This is a genomic window from Kitasatospora sp. CM 4170 (assembly GCF_032110285.1).
Classification (GTDB): domain Bacteria; phylum Actinomycetota; class Actinomycetes; order Streptomycetales; family Streptomycetaceae; genus Kitasatospora; species Kitasatospora aburaviensis.
The window spans coordinates 8215442-8238489 of record NZ_CP134877.1 but is presented as its reverse complement, the minus strand read 5'-3'; the positions used below and the strand labels follow the sequence as shown (position 1 = coordinate 8238489).

Genomic DNA, 23048 nt, shown 5'->3' with positions numbered 1-23048 from the left:
ACCCAAGCTGCCACATGTGACATTGCACAGGCGGCAGGCCTCAACCCTGGCATGTGAATCGAATGCCTGAGTGGTGATCAGATCAAGAAACCGTCCGACAGACCGGAAAACGACCTTGGATGGCGCGAATTCCGCCACCCGCTCCGCCCCCATCGCGGGCCCGACGCCCCACGGCCCCCAACCGCCCCACCAGTCTTCACCGAGTCGTCATCTCCCCTGCTGACCGGCCCACTTCACCTGGCCCGATGCGCGTGCGCGGTCGCCCGGCCCGGGGTCCGTCATCACCACGGCAGGGGGAGCCCGGCCGTGGCGGTCGCGGTCGTTTGCGACCGGCCCACCGCCCGGCTCACCGCCGGGTCGGTGACGGCGGCGCGTCGGTCACTGAGCCGGGTCGGTCACTGAGCCGGGTCGGTCACTGCGCCAGGGAGGAGCGGAGGTCGTCCACGCGGTGCAGGGCGGCGAGGAAGCTGGAGCGGTCGAGGCGGCCGTCGTCGAGGGCCGCGGCGAGGGCCGCCGCCGCCTCGTCGCCCTGGGTGACGTCGCGGGCGGAGCAGAGCAGGAGGTCCATCCCTGCGTCCGCGGCGGCGACGGCGCGCGCCCGGGTGTCGCCGTAGGGCGTGAGGGCGCCGGCCTCCAGGGCGTCGGTGACGGTGACGCCGGTGAAGCCCAGGCGGTCGCGGAGCTCGCCCTGGATGGCGGCGGGCGAGAGGCCGGCCGGGCGCGCCGGGTCGAGGGCTGGGTAGACGGCCCAGGAGGCCATGACGAGGCGAACGCCCGCGGCGACGGCCGCCCGGTACGGCTCCTCGCCGCGGGCGCGCAGCTCGTCGAGCGACACGGGGAGCGTGACCGGGCCTTCGTCGGTGTTCTGGTCGCGCGCGGCGGCTCCGAGTCCGGGGAAGTGCTTGGCGGTGGCCGCCACGCCGAGGCCCTGGTGGGCGGCGAGGAAGGCGGAGCCCAACGTCCCGACCACGGAGGGGTCCGGGCTGTAGGAGCGCTCGCGGTGGTCGATGAAGTTGTCGGGCGAGTCGTAGACGTCGAGGACCGGCGCGAGGTTGACGTTGAGGCCGGCGCTTGTCAGGTTGCGGGCGGCGCCGACGCCCGAACGGGCGGCCTCGCCGACCGGGTCGGCCGCCAGGCCCGTGCGGCGGGCGGACAGCTCCGGTGCGCCGGGCAGTCGGCGGACTCGGCCGCCCTCCTGGTCGGTCATCAGCAGCAGCGGGCGCGGCTCCGCCGCCTCGGCTGCGGCCCCGCGCAACTGGTCCACCGCAGTGTGGAGTTGGGCGGGCGAGGTGATGTTCTCGCCGAACAGGATGACGCCGGCCGCGCGGCCTTCGCGAATGGCGCGGAGCAGGGCGGGCGGCGGGGTGGGGCCGGGGTAGGAGTAGACGATCCGGCGGCCGGCGAGCCGGCTGGAGTCCGCGGTCGGCATGGCGGGGTTCTCCTCCGTGACGGGCGGCGGCACGGGCCGGTGCGACCCGCGTGCGGTGCCGGCCGGGGCCGGTGCCGGGCTCAGGGCGGTCAGCAGCAGTACGAGAGCCGCGACGTGTGCGGCCCGCCGAGGCGACGGCATGGTGACTCCCGGGAGGGTGCGGGGCGGAGCGGTGAGGGGTGGTACGGAGCTGCAACGTGCAGGGTTCGGCGCGCGGGATTGGTGTGCAAGGGTGGCGGACCGGGGGCGCGGGCGTGGCCGATCCGGTCGGCCAGGGTATCGGCGGACGGGCCACCGCCGCCCGTACGCCGCGCCGGTGTCCCTGCCGGGCACCGCCCCGCAACCGCCTCGACACCCACCTGGACCACGGCCTGTCCGACGCATGTGCGGGTGGCGATCGCACGGAACTGCTCCAGAAGCGGCGGCAAGGCGGGACAGGACGCCCGGCGCGGCGGCCCCGCCGCACCACTCGGGGGCGAGACCTTTCACCGGCGGCCGTTCCTTCACGCGACGCTGCCCGGCACCGCGAAGCGTGAAGAAACGGCCGCCCTGCTGTCGCGGGAACGACACAGGATCAGCAGGTCAGGTGAACCGCCAAGGCCGGGCAGGGAACCCAAGGCCCCTGCCGGGGCTCCGGTGACGGCCGGCCGGCCGAGCCCGCGCGGCAGTGAAGCGCGCGGTGCCGGTGATCACTTGAGCATGATGCTGGCTCCGAAGATGTTGCCGACCTCCGCGCACTCCTTGACGTTGTCACGACTGAAGTACGGAGTGCTGGCCGTACCGGACAGGCCCTTTGCGGTGGCCGTGCAGTACCAGTTCTGCGGCCCCTTGTAAGCCACGTGGTAGACCTCGCTCTTCCCTGCCGCGAGGTTGCCCGAGCACTTCGTGGCGATATCCGTGTGGACGCAGATGTTCGCGATGGTCGCCGAGAAGTTGCTGAGCCGGAAAGCCGCGGACGGCGCCGCGTAGCTCGCCGGTGCGACCACCATCATTGCCGCACCGGTTGCCGCCACCATCCCCGCAACTGCCGCCAGCCTGGTGGTCCGCTTGATGATTCGAGGCACTTTTCCTCCAGTTGAATCTGTTCTCTGCCGGGTGGACGGACTGATCTGCAGGCCCCCTCGGCGGGCACCCCGGGCGAATCTGCCGACGCGCCACCCGATCCCTGTTGACTGTCCGGCACCTGACAAAGGTTCAAGTGAGCTGCATCACCGACCTGCATCGCTTGTCGGAACAGGTCGCGGTGGCCGGCGAAGGCGGGTCCGACAGTTCCCGCCGGGCGTGCGGCACCGGGGCACGCCGATCCGACGCGAATCGTCGAGCGCGCCCTACCCGATCCGGCGAAGGAGCCGGCCCAGGATCGCGATGCCTTCCGTGATCTCACCCGCCGAGCCGGCCGCGTAGCCGAGGACGAGACCGGGCGGGTGCGGCAGGCGGGCGTGCCAGGAGAGCGGCTGCACCTTGACCCCGTGGGCGAGCGCGGCCGTCGCGAGCTCGGTGTCGGAGCAGTCGACGCCGGCCGGGAAGGTCACCATCAGATGCAGCCCCGCCGCGGCACCGTGCACGACGGCTCCCGGCATATGGGCGTCGATCGCTGCGATCATCGCGTCCCGGCGGCGCCGGTGGCGCGGGCGCAACAGGCGGAGGTGGCGATCCAGTTCACCCGTCTCCATCAGCCGGGCGAGGACGAGTTGGGGCAGCGCGGCGTTGCCGAGATCGGCGAAGCGCTTGGCGGACAGCACGGCCTCGCGGTAGCGGGTCGGGGTGAGCAGCCAGCCGGTGCGCAGGGCGGGGGCGAGCAGCTTGGAGACGCTGCCGGTGTAGCAGACCTGTTCGGGGTGGACCGCGCGCAGCGCGGGCACGGGCGGCCGGTCGTAACGGTGTTCCGCGTCGTAGTCGTCCTCCAGGACGAGACCGCCCTCGCCGGCCCAGCGGAGCAGTTCGCGGCGCCGCCCGCCGCCGAGCACCACGCCGGTGGGGAACTGGTGGGCGGGGGTCAGCAGAACGGCGGGGGCGCCGGTGGCGCGCAGGGCATCGACCCGGATGCCCTCGGCGTCGACCGGGACGGGAGGGGTGGCGGTGAGCCAGTGGCCCAGGTGCTGGCGGGTACCGAGCGAACCGGGGTCCTCGACGGCCACCTCGGTGATGCCGTCCCGGGCGAGGACCTGGCCGAGCAGGGTGAGGGCCTGGGCGGCGCCGGCGACGATCAGCACCTCGTCCGGGTCGGCGCGGATGCCCCGGTTGCGGGCCAGCCAGTGGGCGACGGCCCGGCGGAGCGCCGGAGTGCCGCGCGGGTCGCCGTAGCCGAACTCCTGGGCGGGGAGGTCGTCGAGGACGGCGCGCTCGGCGCGCAGCCAGGCCGTGCGGGGGAAGGCGGCGAGGTCGGGGACGCCCGGGGCGAGGTTGATCCGGGCGGGTGCGGCGCGCAGCACGTCGAAGCTCTCGGGTGCGGGGGCGGTGCCGAACGGTGCCGGCGGCACCGGAGCGGGCGGCGCGAGCGGCCGGGGCGGCGGCGCGGGGGCGGCCAGCACGACGGTGCCGCCCCTCCCCCGACCGGCGATCTGGCCCTCCTCGGTGAGCCGGCGGTAGGCGTCGGTGACGACCCCTCGGGAGACCCGCAGCTCCGCGGCGAGCACCCGGGTGGCGGGCAGCCGGCTGCCGGTGGGGAGACGGCCGTCCGCGATCGCGGCGCGGAGCCGGGTGGCCAGCCAGTCGGCGAGTCCGCCGGGCGGGGCGGCGGCCGGATCGAGTTGGAGGAAGTCGGTCCCGGCGGGCCCGGACGTCACGTCCTCTGCGGTGGCGGTGGCGGCTGTGGCGGTGGCGTCGGCGGCGGCGGCGATGGGTGCCGCGTGGCCTTTGGACCTGTCGGCAGGCGTCTCATTGGACCTGTTCACCGGTCCATTGTGCGGGCCAGGCTGGGGACATGACCACGACGACGACCACGACCACGACCACGACCACGATGGCTACGACGACGGCTACGACGACGGCTACGACGGACATGACGGCGGCCGCGGACCGAGCGGGAACCACCGACGCACCGACCGACACGCTCGAGTACACGACCGGCTGCGCGAGCGGCTACGTGCACGGCTATTCGGAGGCGGAGGCCCGACGCCTCGGCGACCAGGCGAACACCCTCGCCGAGCTGCTGCACGCCGGAACGGCGTACCCGCCGGGCAGCCGGGTGCTGGAGGTGGGCTGCGGCGTCGGGGCGCAGACCGTCCACCTGCTCGGGTCCAACCCGGGTATGCACCTCACCGCGATCGACGTCTCGGCCGACTCCCTGGCCCAGGCACGCGCCCGCGTGGCGGCGCTCGCGCCGGGCGCGCAGGTGGACTGGCACCACGGCGACCTGCACCGGCTGCCGTTCGTCGACGGCAGCTTCGACCACCTCTTCGTCTGCTTCGTCCTGGAGCACCTGGCCGACCCGCCGGCGGCCCTGACGGCGCTGCACCGGGTGCTGAAGCCGGGCGGCACCATCACGGTGGTCGAGGGCGACCACGGCTCGGCGTTCTTCCATCCGGAGAGCGCGGCGGCCCGCGCCACGGTGGACCACCTGGTCCGGCTGCAGACCCACGCGGGCGGTGACAGCCTGATCGGCCGCCGGCTCCACCCGCTGCTGACGGAGGCGGGCTTCCGGGACGTCACCGTCCGCCCGCGCACCGTCTACGCGGACGGGAGCCGTCCGGAGCTGGTGGAGGGGTTCACCCGGCGCACGTTCGTCGCGATGGTCGAGTCCGTCCGGGCCGAGGCGCTCGCCGCCGGCCTCACCACGGCCGAGGCGTTCGACCGGGGCATCGCCGACCTCCGCCGGACGGCCGGGGAGGGCGGCACGTTCCACTACACCTTCTTCAAGGCGTCGGCCGTCAGGCCCTGACCACCCCGCCGCCCGCCGGCCGTACGGGGCACCCCGCGCGGCCGGCGGTCACTCCGGAGCGGGGCCGCGTGCGCTGGTGTCGCCGAGGTGGACGAGCAGGGTGCGGAGGGCTTCCACCAGCGCCTCGGTCTGCGGCTCGTCGAGGCCGGCGAGGACACGGTGCTCGGTGGCGAGGTGGTCGGGGAGAGCCCGGTCGATCAGCGCTTGCCCCTCGGGGGTGAGGGCGACGTCGCGGCTGCGGCCGTCGGAGCCGCTGGGGGTGCGGGTGACCAGGCCCCGCGCCTCCAGCCGGTCGAGGCGCTGGCTGATCGCCCCCGAGGTGACCATCGAGGACTGCAGCAGGCCGGTGGGGGTGAGGCGGTAGGGCGGCCCGCTGCGGCGCAGGGTGGCGAGCACGTCGAAGGAGGCGGCGTCGAGGTCGTGCTCGGCGAAGGTCCGCTTCAGCTCGGCGTCGACGAGACGGGTGAGCCGTTTGAGCCGTCCGATCACCTCCATCGGTGAGACGTCGAGGTCGGGGCGCTCCGCACCCCACTGCTGCACCACTCGGTCCACGTGATCTGCCACCCGCCCAGCCTAAACGATTGCTTAGCGGTGAGATACCTCACACCCCGTCAGCGCGTTCACCCTTCCCAGTTGTCTTAGTACTGAGATACATTGGCTTAGTGCTAAGGAATCGACTCGGAATCGTGCTGGTGACCGCTCTCGCCCCCGCCATCTGGGGGTCGACCTACCTCGTCACCACGGAACTGCTGCCGCCCGGCCGCCCGCTGCTCGCCGGGGTGCTCCGCGCCCTGCCCGCCGGGCTGCTCCTCATCGCCGTCACCCGCCGTCTGCCGAAGGGGAGTTGGTGGTGGCGCTCGGTAGTCCTGGGCGCGCTCAACATCGGCGCCTTCTTCGCCCTCCTCTTCGTCGCCGCGTACCGCCTGCCCGGCGGCGTCGCGGCCACCGTCGGCGCCGTCCAGCCGCTGATCGCCGCCGGCCTGTCGGCCGCGCTCCTCGGCGACCGGCTCACGCTGCGCACCCTGCTCTCCGGCATCGCCGGCGTGGTGGGCGTCAGCCTGCTGGTCCTGCGGGCCAACGCGCAGCTCGACGCCCTCGGGGTGGCGGCGGCGCTCGGCGGCGCGGTCGTGATGGCCACCGGCGTCGTGCTCGCCAAGCGGTGGACCTCGCCGGCCCCGCTGCTCGCCACCACCGGCTGGCAGCTCACCGCGGGCGGTCTGCTGCTGGTCCCGGTGACCCTGCTGGTGGAGGGTCCGCCGCCGTCGCACCTCACCGGCGCCAACCTGCTCGGCTACGGCTACCTCGCCCTGATCGGCGCGGCCATCGCGTACGGGCTCTGGTTCCGCGGGCTCCGCGCGCTGCCGCCCACCTCGGTCACGTTCCTCGGCCTGCTCAGCCCGGTGGTCGCCACCGCCCTCGGCTGGCTGGTCCTCGGACAGGACCTCGCTCCCGTCCAGGCGCTCGGCGCGGTGATCGTGCTCGGCTCGCTGGCCGCCGCCCAGATCCGGCGGCCGGCCGCGGCACCGACCACGGCCGAGCCGGAGCCGGCCCACCAGCCCTCCTCCCCCGAACCGGCGACCGCTCCCGGCGCCCGGGCCTGACACCGCACCACCCACACCCGGTCCTCCCGGACCGGCCGACCCTCCCGAGGATTCCCATGCGTATCACCGTGTTCGGCGCAGCCGGCAACGTCGGCAGCCGAGTGGTGGCCGAGGCGCTCACCCGCGGCCACCAGGTCACCGCCGTCCTGCGCGATCCCGCCCGACCGCACACCCTGCCCGCCGCCGCCGTGATCGCCACCGGCGACGCCGCCGACGCCGGGGACGTCGCCCGGCTGAGCGCCGGTCAGGACGTCGTGATCACCGCCACCCGGCCGGCGCCCGGCAGCGAGTCCGAGCTGGCCGTCGCCACCAAGGGCCTGCTGGCCGGACTGGCCGGGACCGGCGTGCGGCTGCTCGCCGTCGGCGGCGCCGGGAGCCTGGCCCTGCCGGGCGGCAACGGGGCCACCGTCCTGGACGATCCCGAGTTCCCGCCCTCCTGGCGGCCGATCGCCCTCGCCTGCGGCGAACAGTTCGACCTGCTCCGGGCCTCCGTCGGCGTCGAGTGGACCTACCTCAGCCCGGCCGCCCTGCTGGAACCGGGCGAGCGCACCGGCCGCTACCGCCTCGGGCGGGACGAGCTGGTCGTCGACGCCGACGGCCGGTCGGCCATCTCCATGGAGGACCTCGCGGTCGCGCTGATCGACGAGGCCGAGCGGCCGGCCCACCGCGGTCTGCGCTTCACCGCGGCGTACTGAGGTGCGGTGGCGTACCGGGGCGCCGTGGCGTCCTGGGCGCGGGACGTCGACGGCGGCGGTGACGGCGGCGGCGGTGACGGCGGCCGCGGTGGCGGCGGCCGCCGTGACGGAGGCCGCGGCGGTCGCGGCCGCGGCCGGGTGACCGGGCTGTGGCCGGCCGGTCGGCGGCCGGCGACCGGCCGGCCGGAGGTCAGCGGCGGGCCGGGTGGACATGGGTGACGGCCGGGGAGGCGACCATCCGGGTGACCCGGTAACCGTCGACCGCCTCCCCCGGGTTGATGCCGCGCCGACTCCCCGTCCCGCCGATTCCGGCCGGACGGGCCCCCCGTCCCGCCGGAGCACGCCGGACCGGGCGGGCCGACCGCCCCCGCCATTCGGGGGGTGTCGCCTGCACCACCGGAAGACGGGTGCGTGCACTATCGATCGGGCCGCTCCGGGCGACCAGGATCATCCCCGTGAACCTGACTGCTGTGAACGATCCGACCGCGACCGCCGTGACCGCGAACGCAGCCGCGCCCACGCAACGCACCCTGCGTCGCAGGGCACCGCTCGCCGCTCTGACCACCGTGCTCCTGACCACCGTCGGTCTGCCCGTCGTCACCGGCGCCGGCCCGGCCTCGGCCGCACCGGCCGCCGCCACCGTACGGGTCCCCGACCGCTACGTCCGACAGCAACTCGCCTGGCAGCCCTGCACCGAGGCACCCGCGCTGGACTGCGCCACCATGGCCGTCCCGCGCGACTGGCACCATCCGGACGCCGGGCCGGACGTCACCGTCGCGGTCTCCCGGCACCGGGCGACCGATCCGGCGAAGCAGCGCGGCACGCTGCTGATGGCGGCAGGCGGGCCCGGCGGCACCGGACTGCTGCGCCCGGACGGGTTCGTGCGCGCCGCACCGGCCGTCGGGGCGGCGTACGACGTGGTCGGCTTCGACCAGCGCGGCGTCGGCCACAGCACCCGGCCGACCTGCCAGACCCCGGAGGAGTTCAAAGACTTCTTCGCCGGGGACTTCCGCGACGACACCCCCGCCGACCGGGCCCGCGTCATCGCCGGCTCCCGCAAGCTGGCGGCCGACTGCGAACGGCGCAGCAACGGCCTGCTGCCGTACCTGACCACCGAGCAGACCGTCCGCGACCTCGATCTCTTCCGCACGCTGCTCGGCGAGCGGCGGATCAGCTATTACGGCCCCTCCTACGCCACCATGATCGGCGCGTACTACGCGTCGCTCTTCCCACAGCGGGTCGAGCGGATGGTGCTGGACAGCAACATCGGCTTCGACGGCACCTGGGAGCGGTTCGAGGTCGGGCAGCCGATGAGCTTCCAGCGCCGTTTCGAGGAGGACTTCCTCCCCTGGCTGGCCGCCCGCGACAGCACCTACCACTACGGCGCCACGGCCGCCGAGGCGAAGGCTCACTGGGAGCGGCGCCGCGCCGCCCTGCACGACGCCCCGCTCACCGACGGCGCACTCACCGTCGGCCCCAATCAACTGGACAGCGGCACCATCCAGGCCATCTACCAGGAGAACGGCGGCTTCCCCGCGCTGGCCGCCGCCCTCGCTGCGCTCGACGACTGGCCGACCGCGGGCGCCGCCGGACGGCAGGCCGCGAACCAGTTGTTCGGCCGGTACCTCTCGCCGGAGTTCCTCGCCGAGTACTTCGCGGTGACCTGCGCCGACACGCCGTGGACGCGCGACCTCACCACCTGGGCCGACCGAGGCGCCGAGTACACCGCCCGGTGGCCGCTGGCGGGGGCCCGGACCCTCGCCTTCTCGGCCGTCTGCGCCTCCTGGCCGGCGCCGACGGCGCCCAGGGTGCGGGTCACGGGCGCGGGCCTGCCGCCGACGCTGATGCTCAACTCGGTGCACGATCCGGCCACCTACTACGAGGCGGCGCTCGGCGCGCACCGGGCGCTGCACGGATCGCGCCTGGTCACGGTCACCGGCAACGGCGACCACGGCCAGTACCCCGGCTCCAACGGCTGCGTGCGCGAGCTCGTCGAGTCCTACCTGCTGGCCGATCGGATACCCGAGCGGGACGTCAGCTGCGGCTCGCCGCAGACGTCCTGATCTCCGGGCGGCGGCCCCGGGCGGCGGCGCAGCCCACCGGCCTCGGCTGCACGGCTGTCGCCTCCGAACGCAGCGGTCGCCTCCGACGCGGCCGTCTCCGCCGAACGCGGCGGTGGCCGCCGGAGAGGATCCGGCGGCCACCGAGGGCGTCAGCAGGGGCGGGGACGCGGGCGCGTCGGCGGGGTGGGTCAGGGGCGGTCCAGGGTGATGGAGTTGACCGGGGTGAGGTCGGCCCAGACGCCGTTCTGCGCGGGCATGTCGTAGTTGCAGTTGGTGCCGTTGTAGCCGAGGCAGAGGTGGGCGTGGGCGCCGCCGGACTGGTTGTTGAGGACCCAGTGCCAGCCGGTCTTGTTCTGCAGGTTGTGGGCGCCGTAGCTCCAGAAGACGTCGGTCGGCGGGGTGGAGGTGGGGGCGCCCTCGCCGTAGATGCAGACCGCCCCGTACGGGCAGCCGTCCCAGGCCCCGTCGGCTGCCTGGGCGCCGGTGGCACCCACGGTGGTGACGGCGGCGGTCGCGAGCGCGAGCGCGGCGGCGGCGTGGAGGATCTTGCGCATGGTGGATCTCCTCTGATGTGACTGGTCTGGCCAGTGCTCAGCAGCGTAGGAGCGGTCCGGCGGCAGCGGTCCCTGACGGATGACAGGGTGGCGGGCCACCGTATGAGCCCGCACCGCCGGTCGGTGCGACGGCCGGCCGGTGCGACGGCGGCAGCCTCCGTCGCACCGCCCGATGTCGCACCTGCCGGCCCACCCACGGCCGGGCCCCGCTCCCGTACGGGAAGGGGCCCGGCCGGTGGCCCGCTACTGCGGTGCCGGGGCGTAGCCGGCGGGCCGGGCGGTGAAGGTGCCCCGGCCCTGGGTGCGACTGCGCAACCTGGTCGCGTAGCCGAAGAGTTCGGCCAGCGGCACGGTCGCCGTCACCACCGCCGTGCCGCCCCGCGCCGCGGAGCCGTGCACCCGGCCGCGGCGCGCCGCGAGGTCGCCCAGCACACCGCCGACGGCGTCCTCGGGCACGGTCACCGTCACCTCGGTGACCGGCTCCAGGAGCAGCGGGCGGCAGCGTCGCAGGGCCTCGCGCAGGGCGAGGCGTCCGGCGGTGCGGAACGCCAGGTCCGACGAGTCCTTGGCGTGGGTGGCCCCGTCGGTCAGCGTGACCAGCACGCCGGTGACCGGGTGGCCGCCCAGCGGCCCGTCGGCGAGCGCGTCGCGGCAACCGGCCTCGACCGCCTGGACGTACTCCTTCGGCACCCGCCCGCCGGTGACGGTGGAGCGGAACTCGAACCCCTCCGCCGCCGCCTGGGCGCCCTCGCCACCCTCGCCACCCGCCAGCGGCGCCACGTCGATGACGACGTGGGCGAACTGGCCGGCACCGCCGTCCTGTTTGACGTGCCGGTGGACGAGGCCGGTCACGCCCGCCGAGACGGTCTCCCGGTAGGCGACCTGCGGCCGCCCGACGGTGACCTCCAGGCCCTGGCCGGTCTGGCGGATCTTCTCCACCGCGACCTCCAGGTGCAGTTCGCCCATGCCGGACAGCACCCGCTGGCCCGTCTCCGGGTCGGTGCGGACCACCAGCGACGGGTCCTCCTCGGCGAGCCGGGCCAGCGCTGCGGCCAGCCGGTCGGTGTCGATGGCCCGTCGGGCCTCGACGGCCACCGTGACCACCGGGTCGGCGGCGACGGTCGGCTCCAGGACCAACGGGTCGGCGGGCGTGCAGAGCGTGGCGCCCGCGCGGGCGGCCTTCGCCCCGACCACGGCGACGATGTCGCCGGCGGTCGCCGAGTCGGTCTCGGCGTGCCGGTCGGCCTGCACCCGCAGGATCCGGGCGATCCGCTCGGTGCGTTTCGTTCCGGCGTCCAGCACGGTGTCCCCCTTCCGCAGCGTGCCCGAGTAGATCCGCAGGTAGGTGAGCCGGCCGGTGGCGGTGGCGTTCACCTTGAACACCAGGGCCGCGAACGGCCCCGCCGGGTCGGCGGCGCGCTCCTGCTCGGCGCCGTCGCGCTCGCCGCGCACGGCGGGCACGTCCAGCGGCGAGGGCAGGTACGCGGTCACGGCGGCCAGCAGCGGCTCGATCCCCCGGTTGCGGTAGGCCGAGCCGCAGAGCACGACCACGGCCTCACCGGTGCGGGTGAGGTCGCGAAGGGCGGCGGCCAGCGTGCCGGGGGTCAGCGACCCGTGGTCGCAGAACTCCTCAAGCGCGCCCGGGTGCAGCCCGGCCACGGCCTCGTCGAGCGCCCGGCGGCGCCGTTCGGCCTCCTCGCGCAGCTCCTCGGGCACGGGGCCCTCGCGGTAGCCGTCCGGTCCGGGACCGTCCGTCCAGGTGAGGGCACGCATGCCGAGCAGGTCGACCACGCCGGTGAAGCCGTCCTCCCGCCCGATCGGCAGCTGGACGGCCAGTGGCGCCGGATGGAGCCGTTCCCGGATGGAGGCGACCGCCGCGTCGAGGTCGGCGCCGGCCCGGTCGAGCTTGTTCACGAACGCGATCCGCGGCACGCCGTGCCGGTCCGCCTGGCGCCAGACCGACTCGCTCTGCGGTTCGACGCCCGCGACGGCGTCGAACACCGCCACCGCTCCGTCGAGCACGCGCAGCGAGCGCTCCACCTCGTCGGCGAAGTCCACGTGGCCCGGCGTGTCGATCAGGTTGATCCGGTGGCCGTCCCAGGAGCAGCTGACCGCCGCGGCGAAGATGGTGATGCCGCGGTCGCGCTCCTGGGGGTCGCAGTCGGTCACGGTGGTGCCCTCGTGGACCTCGCCGCGCTTGTGGGTGGCACCGGTCAGGAAGAGGATCCGCTCGGTGACGGTGGTCTTGCCGGCGTCCACGTGGGCGAGGATGCCGAGGTTGCGAACGGTGGCGATCGCGGCGGTGGCGGTGGTCGTGGTGACGAGGTCGGTGCGCATGGCCCGGTGCCTTTCATGGCGTTACGAGGGGTCGGACTGCGCGATTCACCGCGACGACGGCACTGAGGGTGCACGGCCGGGGAACTCACGGTCGTACGGGACATCGCCCTCCGCCCACCCGGACCGGCCCGCGCAAGCGGGAGCCGGCCCGGCAACGGGCGCGGGAGGACGTGCGGTGGTTCAGGCGTTCGTCGCGGACTACCGGTGCCGGCCGCGCAGCGGGCACCGGGCGCACGAGGACACCAGGATCACCTCGTACCGGGACGAGGGAACGACGACAGCGGTGCGGTAGCGCACGACCGGTCCCTCCCTGTACTCGTCACGGGGCGTCACCCACGGAACGGTGGGCAGCGCGTCTCTGGGAGCCGAGTCTAGGGAGGCACCGCACCGCAGTCACCGGGTTTTCGTCGCCCGGCCCGGAGACGTCCGACTCCCCGCAGGTCGAGGCCCGAAGGGCCCTAGACCGGGGGAATCACCGTGTAGTTGGGCACCAGCCCTGCGCGCCGCGCCTCGTCCCGGCTCCAGATCCGCCCGGACTCCGGCTCGGAGCAGTTCCCCAGGAAGACTCCGTGCAGGCACGCGCCGCACCAGAGCGCGGCCATGACACCGCTGGAGGACGACGCCGGCCTGACGAAGGCGAGGCCGAGTTCGGCCCGGCCGCACTCCGGGCACGACCGCCCTGCCGGCGCGCGCTCGTCGGCCCACGCCTCCTCGTAGATGTCGAGCCACTGCGGGAAGCCCACCGAACCGCCCCTCCGTGTCGCCACCCGGGTGCCGGGACCCGGCCTCCGACGCCCGCCCCCCGGACACCCTGTCACGTAACCGCCGGCAGCGCAGTAGGGCGAAGCGGTGGATCCGCGGCCGGTGACCCTTCAGGGGGTGTCGCGGCACGGTGGGCGTGGAGGTGCAACGGTCGAGGCAGGTGCGGCGTGGGCGAAGTCGCGTGGCCCGCGGCGGGCGGGGGCGCGCGGGCGGCCCAGCACCACGCCCGCCAGGACCATGGCGAGACCGGCCAGTTGCAGCGGCCCCAGGCCCTCCCCCGCGACCGCGGTGCCGAGCAGTACGCCGGTCAGCGGGTTGAGCAGCCCGAGCAGGCCGACCGTCCCGGCCGGCAGGTGCCGCAGGCCGGCGAACCAGGCGGCGAACGCCAGCGCGGTGGCCACCAGGGTGACGTAGCCGAAGGCGATCAGCTGGGGCAGGGCGGGCGCGGGCGGTGCGCCCTCGACGGCCGCCGCGACCGGGAGCAGCAGCAGCCCGCCCGCCGTCAGCTGCCAGGACGTCGAGGCCAGCACGTCGGCGCCGTCCCGCCACCGGCCGGCGAGGACGTAGCCGCAGGAGGAGACCAGCATGGCCGCCGCCGAGGCGGCCAGCCCCGGCAGGCTCACGGCACCCGGCCGGGTGAGCAGCATCAACCCGACGCCGCCCAGACCCACCAACGCCCCGACCAGGTGGGCGCGGGCCGGGCGTTCGGCCACCAGGGCCCAGGCGATCAGCATCATCGCCAGCGGGGAGGCCGCCATGACGGTCGAGGCCACGCTGGTGGCCAGCAACTGGGAGGCGACGTAGAGCAGGACGAAGAACACGGCCGTGTTGAGCAGGCCGAGCACCGCCGACCGCCACCACCACGCGCCGCGCGGTCGGCGCGGGCGGAGCGCCAGCAGGATCAGCCCGGCCGGCAGGGCCCGCAGGGCGGCGCCCCAGAGCGGGCGGTCGGCCGGGAGGAACTCGCGGGTGACGTAGTAGTTGGCGCCCCACGCCACCGGCGCGACGGCGGTCAGCAGCACCCACCGAAGATTCGCTTCCATGGAAGTTAATATATCTTCCCGGGAAGATATTGGCTAGAATGGCCCCATGGAGCAGCAGCACGGCGACCCGTCCGCAAAGCCCGCAGCGGCGTTCGCACCGGCGCCCGCACCGCCCGGCCCGGCGGCCACCGCCCTCGCCCCCGGCACGGACCACGTGGCCGCCATCCAGGCCGAGTGGCACCGCGAGCGGCCCGACCTCGACGTCTCCCCCCAGGCCGTCATCGGCCGGCTCCACCGCCTGGCCGCCCGCCTCACCGACGAGCTCTGCCTGGTGTACGGGCGCTACGGCCTCGGCGAGGGCGAGTTCGACGTGCTCGCCGCGCTGCGCCGCGCCGGCGCCCCGTTCGAGCGCGCCCCCGGCGAGCTGGCCGCCCACACGATGGTCACCACCGGCGCGATGACCAAGCGGATCGACCGGCTGGAGCGGGCCGGGCTGGTCACCCGCCGGCGCAGCGAGGAGGACGGGCGCGCCCGCGTCGTCGCCCTCACCGACGCCGGACGCCGGCTGATCGACGAGGCCTTCACCGCCCACATGCGCAACGAGCGCCGGCTGCTCGACCTGCTCACCCCGGAGGAGTCGGCCGCCCTGGAGGCACTGCTGACCACCTGGCAGCAGCGCCTGGAGCACCAGCCCCCGCCCGCCTGACGCCGGCCCCGCCCGGCCCGACCCACCCGGCCCCGTCGCCCGGGGCCGAGCGCTCGGGACCGGCGGTACGCCTGTCCGACGATCATCAGTTCGGTCCCGCAGGCGCTACTGTGCCGGGGTGAACAGCAGCAATGACCTTCCCGACCAGGACGGCCGACCCGAACCGCAGCGGCCGGTGTGGCCGCGCAACCTGGCGCTCTCGCTGGCCGCGGCGGCCGCCGCGTACGGCGTGATGACCACCGTGGGGTCCTCCGACGAGGGCGACCCGGGCCACCGGGCGGCGGCCGCGCCGCCGGCCACCGCCGCATCGGCCGCCGACCGGCCGGCCGTGCCGCTGGACCGGGTGTTCCCCGCCGAGGTGAAGGCGGCCGACGGCACGGTCTACACCCGGGTGACGGCCAAGGCCCAGCTCTCCTGCCCGCCGGAGGGGGCGGTGGGCCCGCGCCTGGCCGGCCTGCTCAAGCAGGGCAAGGGCTGCGCCGGCGAGCAGACCGCGCTCTACCGGGACGGCCACGACAACCGGTTCAGCCTGGCGGTGTTCACCCTCCGGGACCCGCGGGACACCGCCCACGTGCTGGTCGAGCTGGCCAAGGCCGGCGCCGACCCCCAGGTGACCGCGCAGACCCCGCCGCTCGGGTGGGGGCTGCCCGCCCTGTCCGCCGACAGCGGCCGGGTGCAGTCCTTCGCCGGCGTCGACCGCGTCCTGGTGGTGGGGCTCGGCCAGTGGTCCGACGGCCGGAAGGCGGACTACCAGAAGCTGGTGGACCGGCTCCAGCCCGTCCTGACCGGTGTCGCCAAGAACCTCGGGCCCCGCGGGAGCGGGGTCTAGCGGCGCCGGCGGTCCGTCCCGGCGAGCCGGCGGCCGGCGCAGCCACCGGCTGCCGCCACCGTCGGCACCGATGGGCCGCGCGCCGGGGACACCCCCGGGGCGCGGCCCGCCACCGGTCCCGACCGGGACGGTCCTCGCCGGGACGGTCCTCGCCGTCCGGCCATCGGTCATTTCCCGTTGCCGGCAGCGGCGTCGTACGACTCGCGGGCGGCGAGCACCTCGGGCATGTGCTCCTCGGCCCACGCCTTGATCGACTGCATCAGCGGCAGCAGCCCGGTGCCGAGCGGGGTGAGTGCGTAGTCGACCCGGGCCGGCACCGAGGGGGTGACGGTGCGGGTGAGCAGGCCGTCGCGCTCCAGGGCGCGCAGGGTCTGGGTGAGCATCTTCTCGCTGACCCCCGCCAGTCGGCGGCGCAGGTCGCTGTACCGCTGCGGGCCGTCGGCCAGGGCGTTGACGACCAGGCTGACCCACTTGTCACCGATCCGGTCGAGCAGCTGCCGGGCCGGGCACTCGGCGATGTAGGCGTCGAAGCCGACCCGGGCGGCCTCGCGGCGCTGGGCGGCCGTCATGGTGGCCATGGGCTCTCCTCCCCGTTCGGTACGCACCTGCGGGTGCGTACTTCCTGCTGGAGAGCAACTCTCCGTAGTTTGGGTGGTGTTCGCAAGCCGCGATGCCGATCCGAAGGAGTGCGCCATGCGTGCCGTCGTCGTCCGGGCCCCGGGCGGGCCCGAAGCCCTGGAGCTGGTGGAGCTCCCGATTCCCGCGACCGGTCCCGGGCAGGTGCGGGTGCGGGTCGAGGCCGCGGGTGTCAACCCGGTCGACTCCGTCACCCGGGCCGGAATCCTGGTGGAGGCCGGGCTGATGACACCGCGCGAGGTCACCGGGATCGGCTGGGACGTGGCCGGGGTGGTCGACGAGGTGGGCCCGGGTGCGGCGGGCTTCGCTCCGGGTGACGCGGTGATCGGCCTGCGCGACCGGCTCGACCTGCCGATCGGCACCTACGCCGAGTACGTGGTGCTGGACGCCGCCGCGCTCGCCCCCGCGCCGTCCGGGATGCCCGCCGTCCGGGCCGCGACGCTCCCGCTCAACGGACTGACCGCCGTTCAGGCGCTCGACCTGCTCGATCTGCCGCCCGGTGCCACCCTGTTGGTCACCGGTGCGGCCGGCGCGGTGGGCGGCTTCGCCGTCCAACTGGCCGTCCTGCGCGGGCTCAGGGTGGTCGCGCTGGCCGGCCGCGAGGACGAGCCGGCGGTGCGTGGGCTGGGCGCCGAGTGGTTCGTCCCGCGCGGCACCGCCGACGTGGCGGCCGCGGTCCGGGGACTGATCCCCGGCGGGGTGGACGGCGTGCTCGACGCGGCGCTGCTGGGGATGCCCGCTCTGGGCGCGGTCCGCAACCGGGGTGCCTTCGTCACCGTCTCCGGCGGCGCCCCCGTGGGGCTGCGCGGCGTCCGGGTGGACACCGTCTGGATCGCCGCGGACGGTCCGGCCCTCGCCGGGCTCGCCGAGCTGGCCGCCCGGGGCTCGCTCACCCTGCGGGTGGCCGACACGTACCCGCTGGAGCGGGCCGCCGACGCCCACCGCCGGCTCGACCGCGGCGGCCTGCGCGGCCGGCTGGTGCTGCTGCCCTGAGCCGGCACGCTCCCCCGGCCCCCGCCCGGCGTCGCCCGGGCCGCGGCGGTGGCCGACGCTCAGTTCCGGCGGCCGCGTTGGCGCAGCCAGGCGACAGCGGCGATCAGGCCGACCGCCCCGCCCGTGCAGAGCTTGACGGCGCCCTTGGCGAGCAGCCAGCCCAGGCCGGGCACCGTCCAGCCCAGCCAGTGGAAGACGGCCAGCAGGACCGCCGCCGCACCCAGCGCCGCCACCACGCCGACGGCGACGGCCGTCCCGGTGGAGAGTTCGCGTTCCTCCGGCGCCGTCGCGCCCGCCTCGTTCGTGCCCCCATGGTCCATGAAGGCGATCCTAACCTCGGGTCAGCGCGGCGCGTGGTGGTGGGTGTCGCCGGTGTGCTCGCCGGTCTCGTGGTCGGGGAAGCTGACGGCCAGGGTGGCGCGGTACTCGAAGACGTCGTCGCGGTGGCCCGGCACACGTGCCCAGGCGAGCGAGTGCACCTCCGCCCCGGGTGCCTGGCGGCACCAGGCGGCCGCCTCCTCCAGCGCGCGGGCCGCCGAACGGCCGGTGCAGACGACGGCCGTGTACGCGGCGACGGACACGTCGCCGCCACCGCAGCGGGCACCCCGGGAGACGGCCCGGACCGCGGCCGCGGCGTGGGTCAGGTCGCGTGCCAGGTCGTCGACCACCCGGGGCGGCGCCGGCAGGACGACCTGGCCCTCCGCCACGGTCTCCGGCAGGTTCGTGCTCACTGTCAGGGCCTCCGTCCGCCTGGTCACGGGATCCGCCGGGCGCGGGATCCGCCTGGTCACCGGCCCAAGAATGCCGGGCGGCCATTCCTGGCATGACCACTTTCACCAGAACGTCACCCGTCCGGGGAACCGATGGTGTAGAGCATGACCGCGGCCGGTCCTCCCCTGCTATGAGCGGCCGTCCAAGCGGCCAGGTCAGCCCGCCTCCGACGTGCCCGTCCTCCAACCGTCCCCGGCTGTCACGCGGCTGTACAACACCCGTTGCAGGAACGGGAGATACCGAGCCCGACCGGCCACTACGATCCTGTAGCGTCCCAGTCCGCCGCACCGGCGGGCTTCAGCGGAGGGGGTTCCCGTGCAGCTCCACGCATCTTTCCGACAGCGGCGCCGACACCTCTGGCTGCCGGCTCTGGCGCTCGCGGGCGCCGCGCTGGCCGGGTGCTCGTCCGGCAGCAGCAAGGTGGTGGCCGCGTCCCCGGCCGGCACCGCCACCACCGGCACCGGCGCCCCCGCCACCACCGCCGCGCCCTCCGGCTCGGCCCCGGCCGCCCCGACGGGCGGCTCGACGGGCGGCTCGACGGCAGCCCCGACCGCCGCCCCCACCGGATCGCCCGGCTCCGACGCCACCGGCACAGCCACCGGCCCCGGCACCGGCACCGGCACCGGCACGGCAGGCTCCCGCCCCAAGGACGCCTGCACCCTGCTCGTGCCGACCCAGGTGGCGGCCACCATCAACGCGGTGGAGCCGCTGAACACCACCCGTCCCGACGCGGCGTCCGACGGCACCCCGGTCTGGGGCTGCACCTGGGGCAACCGCCAGTCCTACGCCTCCCTCCGCGAGATCGCGCCCGGCGTCCTCGCCTCCGCCAAGGCGGACCCCGCGAGGTCGGTCGCCCCGTTGCCCGGGGTCGGCACCGAGGCCGTGATCGCGACCCGCAAGGACCACACCCACCCCGTCGCCTACTTCGTCACCGGCGGCCACACCTACGAGGTCGAAGTGGTGAAGGACCGCGGCCCGGGCGACGCGGTCAACGCCGGCCTGGAGGCGGCGGCGGAGGGCAGCCTCGCCCTGGTGTTCGCCAAGTCCCTCGGCGGCTGACGGCCACCGCCTCCGACGGCCCGGGCCGGGGGACACGCCCCGGTCTGGGCCGTTCGAAGGCGGCGGGGGGCGCCGGGCGGCGCAGCCGGTTCCCTCCGGGGCGTGAACGGGGCCGGGGCCGGAGCGGCGGGCGGATGCGGGCGCGGCGCGGGCGTTCTCAGAATGACCCACGGCGCCGTACCCCGTAATCCCCCGACAGCCAAGGCGGATCGTATGAGCCGACTCCACCCACCCCCCGCCCGGGCCGTCCGGCGCAGGACCCGCGCGTCCCGCTCCGGGACCGCCCTCCTCTCCGGACTGGTCCTGCTCGCCCCCGCGGCCGCGGCCGGGTCGCTGGTCAGCGCGATACCCGCGCGGGCCGACAATCCGACCATCTCGCTCAACTCCCTGCGCACCGCGTGGGACGCGGCCGAGCCCAACCTCGGCCCGGCCCAGGTCTCGGCCTCGGACTTCGGCCGCCGCTGGTCCACCGCGGTCGACGGCGCGGTGTTCGCGCAGCCGCTGGTGGCGGGTTCGACGGTGGTGGTGGCCACCGAGACCAACCACGTCTACGGCGTGAGCGCGACCGACGGCCGGATCCTGTGGCAGCGCGCGCTCGGCACGCCCGTGCCGTCCTCGACGGCCTGCCTCTCCCCCGGGACCGGCATCACCTCGACGCCGGTGTACGACAAGGCGACCGACACCGTCTACCTGGTGGCCAAGGCCAACGAGAACGGCGCGCACTTCTCCGTGCACGCCCTCGACGCCGCCTCGGGTGCCGAGCGGAGCGGCTGGCCGGTCACCGTCCAGGGCGATCCGGTGAACAGCCCCGGCGTCCCGTTCAACCCGGGCACCTCCGCGCAGCGCGCCGGGCTGCTCCTGCTGAACGGTGCGGTGTACTTCGGCTTCGCCTCCGACTGCGGTGTCGGCACCTACGTCGGCCACGTGGCCGGCGTCAACACCTCGACGCGCAAGCTGACCCTCTGGTCCACCGAGTCCGGCTCCAAGTCGCAGAACGGCGGCGTCTGGATGAGCGGCGGCGGGCTGGTCTCGGACGGCTCCGGGCGGATCTTCATCGCGACCGGGAACGGCGCCGGCGAGAGCTCGTCCCCGCCGAAGGGGCCGGGTGACAAGCCGCAGGGCCACTTCGCCGACTCCGTCGTCCGGTTGGGCGTCAACAGCGACGGCAGCCTCGCGCCGAAGGACTTCTTCAGCCCGTCCAACAACCGCCAACTCGACCACGACGACCTGGACCTGGGCTCCGGCGGCCCGGCCGCGCTGCCGACCGGCTTCGGCACCTCCGCGCACCCGCACCTGCTGGTGCAGGTCGGCAAGGACGGGCGGATCTTCCTGCTGGACCGCGACAACCTGGGCGGCATGGGCCAGGGGCCGAACGGCACGGACGCGGTGGTCGGGACGACCGGCCCGTACAAGGGCGTCTGGGGCCACCCGGGCGTCTGGGGCGGGGACGGCGGCTACGTCTACATGATCGAGAACTACGGGTCGCTGCGCGCGCTCAAGTACTCGGTGAACGGCAGCGGCAACCCGCAGCTGACCAGCGCCGGGACGAGCGCCGAGGGCTTCGGCTACGCCTCCGGATCCCCGGTGGTGACGTCCAACGGGACGACGAGCGGCTCGGCGCTGGTCTGGCTCGTCTACTCCGGCACCGGACCGGGCGGGCAGAACGGTGAACTGCGGGTCTACGACCCGGTACCGGTCAACGGCACGCTGAAGATGCGGCGCAGCTTCCCGCTCGGCACGGTGACCAGGTTCTCCGTCCCGGCGACGGACAGCGGGCGGGTGTTCGTCGGCACCAAGGACGGCCACCTCATCGCCTTCGGCCGCGCCTCCTGAGCCGGTGGCCCCGGGGCCCGGTCCGGCGTTCCGGACGCCGTTGGCGAATGTGACTGATCGGCTGCGCTGAGTGACGCCGGTCTCCGAGACTTGTTCTCGGAGACCGGCGTTCGTCGTTGTGGGGGTGCGTGGTGTCGATGCGTGCGGGTGGTCCGGGCGAGGTGCCGGCGGAGACGGTGCGGGTGGCGCGGGCAGCGTTCCCGAAGGGAAGCCTGGCGATCCGGATCCGGGACGAGCTCGGGGTGCTGTTCAGCGATGGGCGGTTCGCCGATCTGTTCCCGGCGCGGGGCAAGCCGGCGTGGTCGCCAGGCCGACTCGCACTGGTGTTGGTGCTGCAGTTCGTCGAGGGGCTGACCGACCGGCAGGCCGCGGAGGCGGTGCGGGCGAGGATCGACTTCAAGTACGCCCTCGGTCTGGAACTCGGCGATCCCGGCTTCGACTTCTCGGTGCTCTCGGAGTTCAGGGACCGCCTGGTCGAGGCGGACGCCGGACGGCGGGTGCTGGACGGCGTCCTCGACGCGGCCCGGGCCAAGGGCCTGCTGAAGACTGCGGGCCGTGCCCGCACCGACTCCACCCACGTGCTGTCCGCCGCCCGGGAGATGTTCTGGCTGGAGATGGTCTCGGAGACCCTGCGCTCCGCCTTGAACGCGCTCGCCCAGGCCGCCCCCGAATGGCTGGCGGATGTCGCGGAGCCGGACTGGTTCCGGCACTACGCCACCCGGGCCGAGGACTCCCGCTTCCCCAAGGCGCACGCGAAGCGTGTCGAGGTCGGGCAGCGGATCGGCACCGATGGGACACGGCTCTTCCAGGCGCTCTGCGCTCCCGGCGCGCCGTCCGGGCCGCGGGACCTGCCCGAGGTGGAGACCCTGCGCCGGGTCTGGCTCCAGCACTTCCACCAGGTCGAGGGCGAGGTGAGGCGCCGGGACCCAAAAGACCGGCCGCCGGGCGCTCTGCGCCTGGTCACCCCGTATGACCCCGAGGCGCGCGGCGGCAGGAAGAACGAGCTGATCTGGGACGGCTACAAGGTCCACCTGACCGAGACCTGCGAGCCCGACGCGCCGAACCTGGTCACGAACGTGGCCACCACCGTCGCCACCGTCGCGGACAGCGTCATGAGCGAGACGATCCACGCCTCGCTCGCCGAGCGGGACTGCCTGCCGGGCGAGCACTGGGTCGACGCCGGGTATCCCACCGCCTCCCAGATCGCGGCGGCCCGGCGCGAGCACGGCATCGCCCTGCACGGACCGGTCGCGGCCAACACCAGCGCACAGAGCGATCCGGCCGGCGGCCACGGCCAGGAGGCCTTCACCATCGACTGGGACCGCGAGCAGGTCACCTGCCCCGGCGGCCACACCAGCGTCAACTGGAGTAGCCGGCTCTCCGAACACGGGCTGCCGGTGATCCGGGTGCGGTTCTCCTCCACCAACTGCCGTCCCTGCCCAGCCCGGACGGCATGCATCAACTCACCCAACGCCCCACGACGCGAACTGCGCCTGCGCCGACACGACGAACACCACGCCCTGCAAGCCGCCAGGACCGAGCAGCAGACCGACGACTGGAAAGAGCGCTATAAGGTCCGCGCCGGAGTCGAAGGCACCATCGCCCAAGGCGTCCAACGCTGCGGCATGCGCAGATCCCGCTACCGAGGCCTCGCGAAGACCAGCCTCCAGCACCAGCTCACCGGCGCCGCCCTCAACCTCACCCGCATCGACGCCCACCTCACCGACACACCCCGAGCCCGCACCCGCACCAGCCACTTCACAGCACTTCGCCCGCCGACCAATCGGTCGGCGGGGCGAAATGATCAGGACCCGCATTAACCAACAGCGTCCGGCGTTCCGGCCGGGGCCGACGGGGCGGGCCCGGCCGCCGTCCGTCACCCGTTCGAGCGCGATTGTCCCCGGATCGCGCGGTTCG

21 protein-coding genes are annotated in these 23048 nt (G+C 74.8%); 10 read left to right on the top strand and 11 right to left on the bottom strand.

The window, feature by feature from the left end:
- Positions 1–412: 412 nt before the first annotated feature.
- From RMN57_RS34340 to RMN57_RS34330, 3 genes are all read right to left on the bottom strand, one after another.
- Positions 413–1429 carry a glycoside hydrolase family 3 N-terminal domain-containing protein gene (locus RMN57_RS34340; protein ID WP_313767196.1) on the bottom strand — a complete coding sequence of 339 codons (1017 nt, stop codon included), beginning with the start codon at positions 1427–1429 and terminating at the stop codon, positions 413–415.
- A 689-nt stretch (positions 1430–2118) separates the two neighbouring features.
- Entirely contained in the window at positions 2119–2493 is a 375-nt protein-coding gene (locus RMN57_RS34335) for a hypothetical protein (RefSeq protein WP_313767195.1), read from the bottom strand.
- A gap of 264 nt (positions 2494–2757) precedes the next feature.
- Positions 2758–4323 carry a PLP-dependent aminotransferase family protein gene (locus RMN57_RS34330; RefSeq protein WP_380235924.1) on the bottom strand — a complete coding sequence of 522 codons (1566 nt, stop codon included), beginning with the start codon at positions 4321–4323 and terminating at the stop codon, positions 2758–2760.
- A 29-nt stretch (positions 4324–4352) separates the two neighbouring features.
- Between RMN57_RS34330 and RMN57_RS34325 the strand changes: the two genes are divergently transcribed.
- On the top strand, positions 4353–5309 hold the full coding sequence (locus RMN57_RS34325) for a methyltransferase domain-containing protein (protein WP_313767194.1): 957 nt from the start codon (positions 4353–4355) through the stop codon (positions 5307–5309).
- Between the two features lie 48 nt (positions 5310–5357).
- Here RMN57_RS34325 and RMN57_RS34320 read toward each other — a convergent pair whose 3' ends face one another.
- Positions 5358–5873, bottom strand: a complete 516-nt coding sequence (locus tag RMN57_RS34320; protein ID WP_313767193.1) for a MarR family transcriptional regulator — start codon at positions 5871–5873, stop codon at positions 5358–5360.
- 122 nt (positions 5874–5995) lie between these two features.
- Between RMN57_RS34320 and RMN57_RS34315 the strand changes: the two genes are divergently transcribed.
- The 3 genes from RMN57_RS34315 (at position 5996) to RMN57_RS34305 (ending at position 9668) form a co-directional block, all read left to right on the top strand.
- A complete protein-coding gene (locus RMN57_RS34315; RefSeq protein ID WP_380235921.1) occupies positions 5996–6910 on the top strand; it encodes an EamA family transporter in 915 nt (304 codons plus the stop codon).
- Positions 6911–6966: 56 nt separating this feature from the next.
- Positions 6967–7605: an NAD(P)H-binding protein gene (locus tag RMN57_RS34310; protein WP_313767191.1), complete on the top strand. Its 639-nt coding sequence runs from the start codon at positions 6967–6969 to the stop codon at positions 7603–7605.
- A 455-nt stretch (positions 7606–8060) separates the two neighbouring features.
- Positions 8061–9668, top strand: coding sequence for an alpha/beta hydrolase (locus tag RMN57_RS34305; protein WP_313767190.1), 1608 nt, complete (start codon positions 8061–8063; stop codon positions 9666–9668).
- A gap of 188 nt (positions 9669–9856) precedes the next feature.
- Here RMN57_RS34305 and RMN57_RS34300 read toward each other — a convergent pair whose 3' ends face one another.
- The 4 genes from RMN57_RS34300 to RMN57_RS34285 all read right to left on the bottom strand — a co-directional run bounded on the left by RMN57_RS34300 (position 9857) and on the right by RMN57_RS34285 (position 14364).
- Entirely contained in the window at positions 9857–10222 is a 366-nt protein-coding gene (locus RMN57_RS34300) for a hypothetical protein (protein ID WP_313767189.1), read from the bottom strand.
- Between the two features lie 243 nt (positions 10223–10465).
- Positions 10466–12559, bottom strand: a complete 2094-nt coding sequence (gene fusA, locus RMN57_RS34295; RefSeq protein WP_313767188.1) for an elongation factor G — start codon at positions 12557–12559, stop codon at positions 10466–10468.
- Between the two features lie 458 nt (positions 12560–13017).
- Positions 13018–13302, bottom strand: a complete 285-nt coding sequence (locus tag RMN57_RS34290; protein WP_313767187.1) for a hypothetical protein — start codon at positions 13300–13302, stop codon at positions 13018–13020.
- Positions 13303–13431: 129 nt separating this feature from the next.
- Positions 13432–14364, bottom strand: coding sequence for an EamA family transporter (locus tag RMN57_RS34285; RefSeq protein WP_313767186.1), 933 nt, complete (start codon positions 14362–14364; stop codon positions 13432–13434).
- 46 nt (positions 14365–14410) lie between these two features.
- Here RMN57_RS34285 and RMN57_RS34280 point away from each other — a divergent pair, with 46 nt between their 5' ends.
- Positions 14411–15010, top strand: coding sequence for a MarR family transcriptional regulator (locus RMN57_RS34280; RefSeq protein WP_313767185.1), 600 nt, complete (start codon positions 14411–14413; stop codon positions 15008–15010).
- Between the two features lie 118 nt (positions 15011–15128).
- The gene (locus tag RMN57_RS34275) at positions 15129–15839 is read left to right on the top strand and encodes a hypothetical protein (protein WP_313767184.1); all 711 of its coding nucleotides are present in this window, start codon (positions 15129–15131) and stop codon (positions 15837–15839) included.
- 167 nt (positions 15840–16006) lie between these two features.
- On the opposite strand, the gene RMN57_RS34270 is transcribed toward RMN57_RS34275, so the two are convergent.
- Positions 16007–16417 (bottom strand): helix-turn-helix domain-containing protein, encoded by a 411-nt coding sequence (locus RMN57_RS34270; RefSeq protein WP_313767183.1) that lies wholly within the window; start codon positions 16415–16417, stop codon positions 16007–16009.
- Between the two features lie 115 nt (positions 16418–16532).
- Between RMN57_RS34270 and RMN57_RS34265 the strand changes: the two genes are divergently transcribed.
- Positions 16533–17468, top strand: coding sequence for an NADP-dependent oxidoreductase (locus RMN57_RS34265; RefSeq protein WP_313767182.1), 936 nt, complete (start codon positions 16533–16535; stop codon positions 17466–17468).
- A gap of 59 nt (positions 17469–17527) precedes the next feature.
- Here RMN57_RS34265 and RMN57_RS34260 read toward each other — a convergent pair whose 3' ends face one another.
- The gene (locus RMN57_RS34260) at positions 17528–17788 is read right to left on the bottom strand and encodes a hypothetical protein (RefSeq protein WP_313767181.1); all 261 of its coding nucleotides are present in this window, start codon (positions 17786–17788) and stop codon (positions 17528–17530) included.
- 21 nt (positions 17789–17809) lie between these two features.
- Entirely contained in the window at positions 17810–18199 is a 390-nt protein-coding gene (locus RMN57_RS34255; RefSeq protein ID WP_313767180.1) for a hypothetical protein, read from the bottom strand.
- Positions 18200–18554: 355 nt separating this feature from the next.
- Between RMN57_RS34255 and RMN57_RS34250 the strand changes: the two genes are divergently transcribed.
- The 3 genes from RMN57_RS34250 to RMN57_RS34240 all read left to right on the top strand — a co-directional run bounded on the left by RMN57_RS34250 (position 18555) and on the right by RMN57_RS34240 (position 22951).
- Positions 18555–19298 carry a hypothetical protein gene (locus tag RMN57_RS34250; RefSeq protein WP_313767179.1) on the top strand — a complete coding sequence of 248 codons (744 nt, stop codon included), beginning with the start codon at positions 18555–18557 and terminating at the stop codon, positions 19296–19298.
- 213 nt (positions 19299–19511) lie between these two features.
- Positions 19512–21131: a PQQ-binding-like beta-propeller repeat protein gene (locus RMN57_RS34245; protein WP_313767178.1), complete on the top strand. Its 1620-nt coding sequence runs from the start codon at positions 19512–19514 to the stop codon at positions 21129–21131.
- Between the two features lie 131 nt (positions 21132–21262).
- Positions 21263–22951: an IS1182 family transposase gene (locus RMN57_RS34240; protein ID WP_313761467.1), complete on the top strand. Its 1689-nt coding sequence runs from the start codon at positions 21263–21265 to the stop codon at positions 22949–22951.
- Positions 22952–23048: the final 97 nt, after the last annotated feature.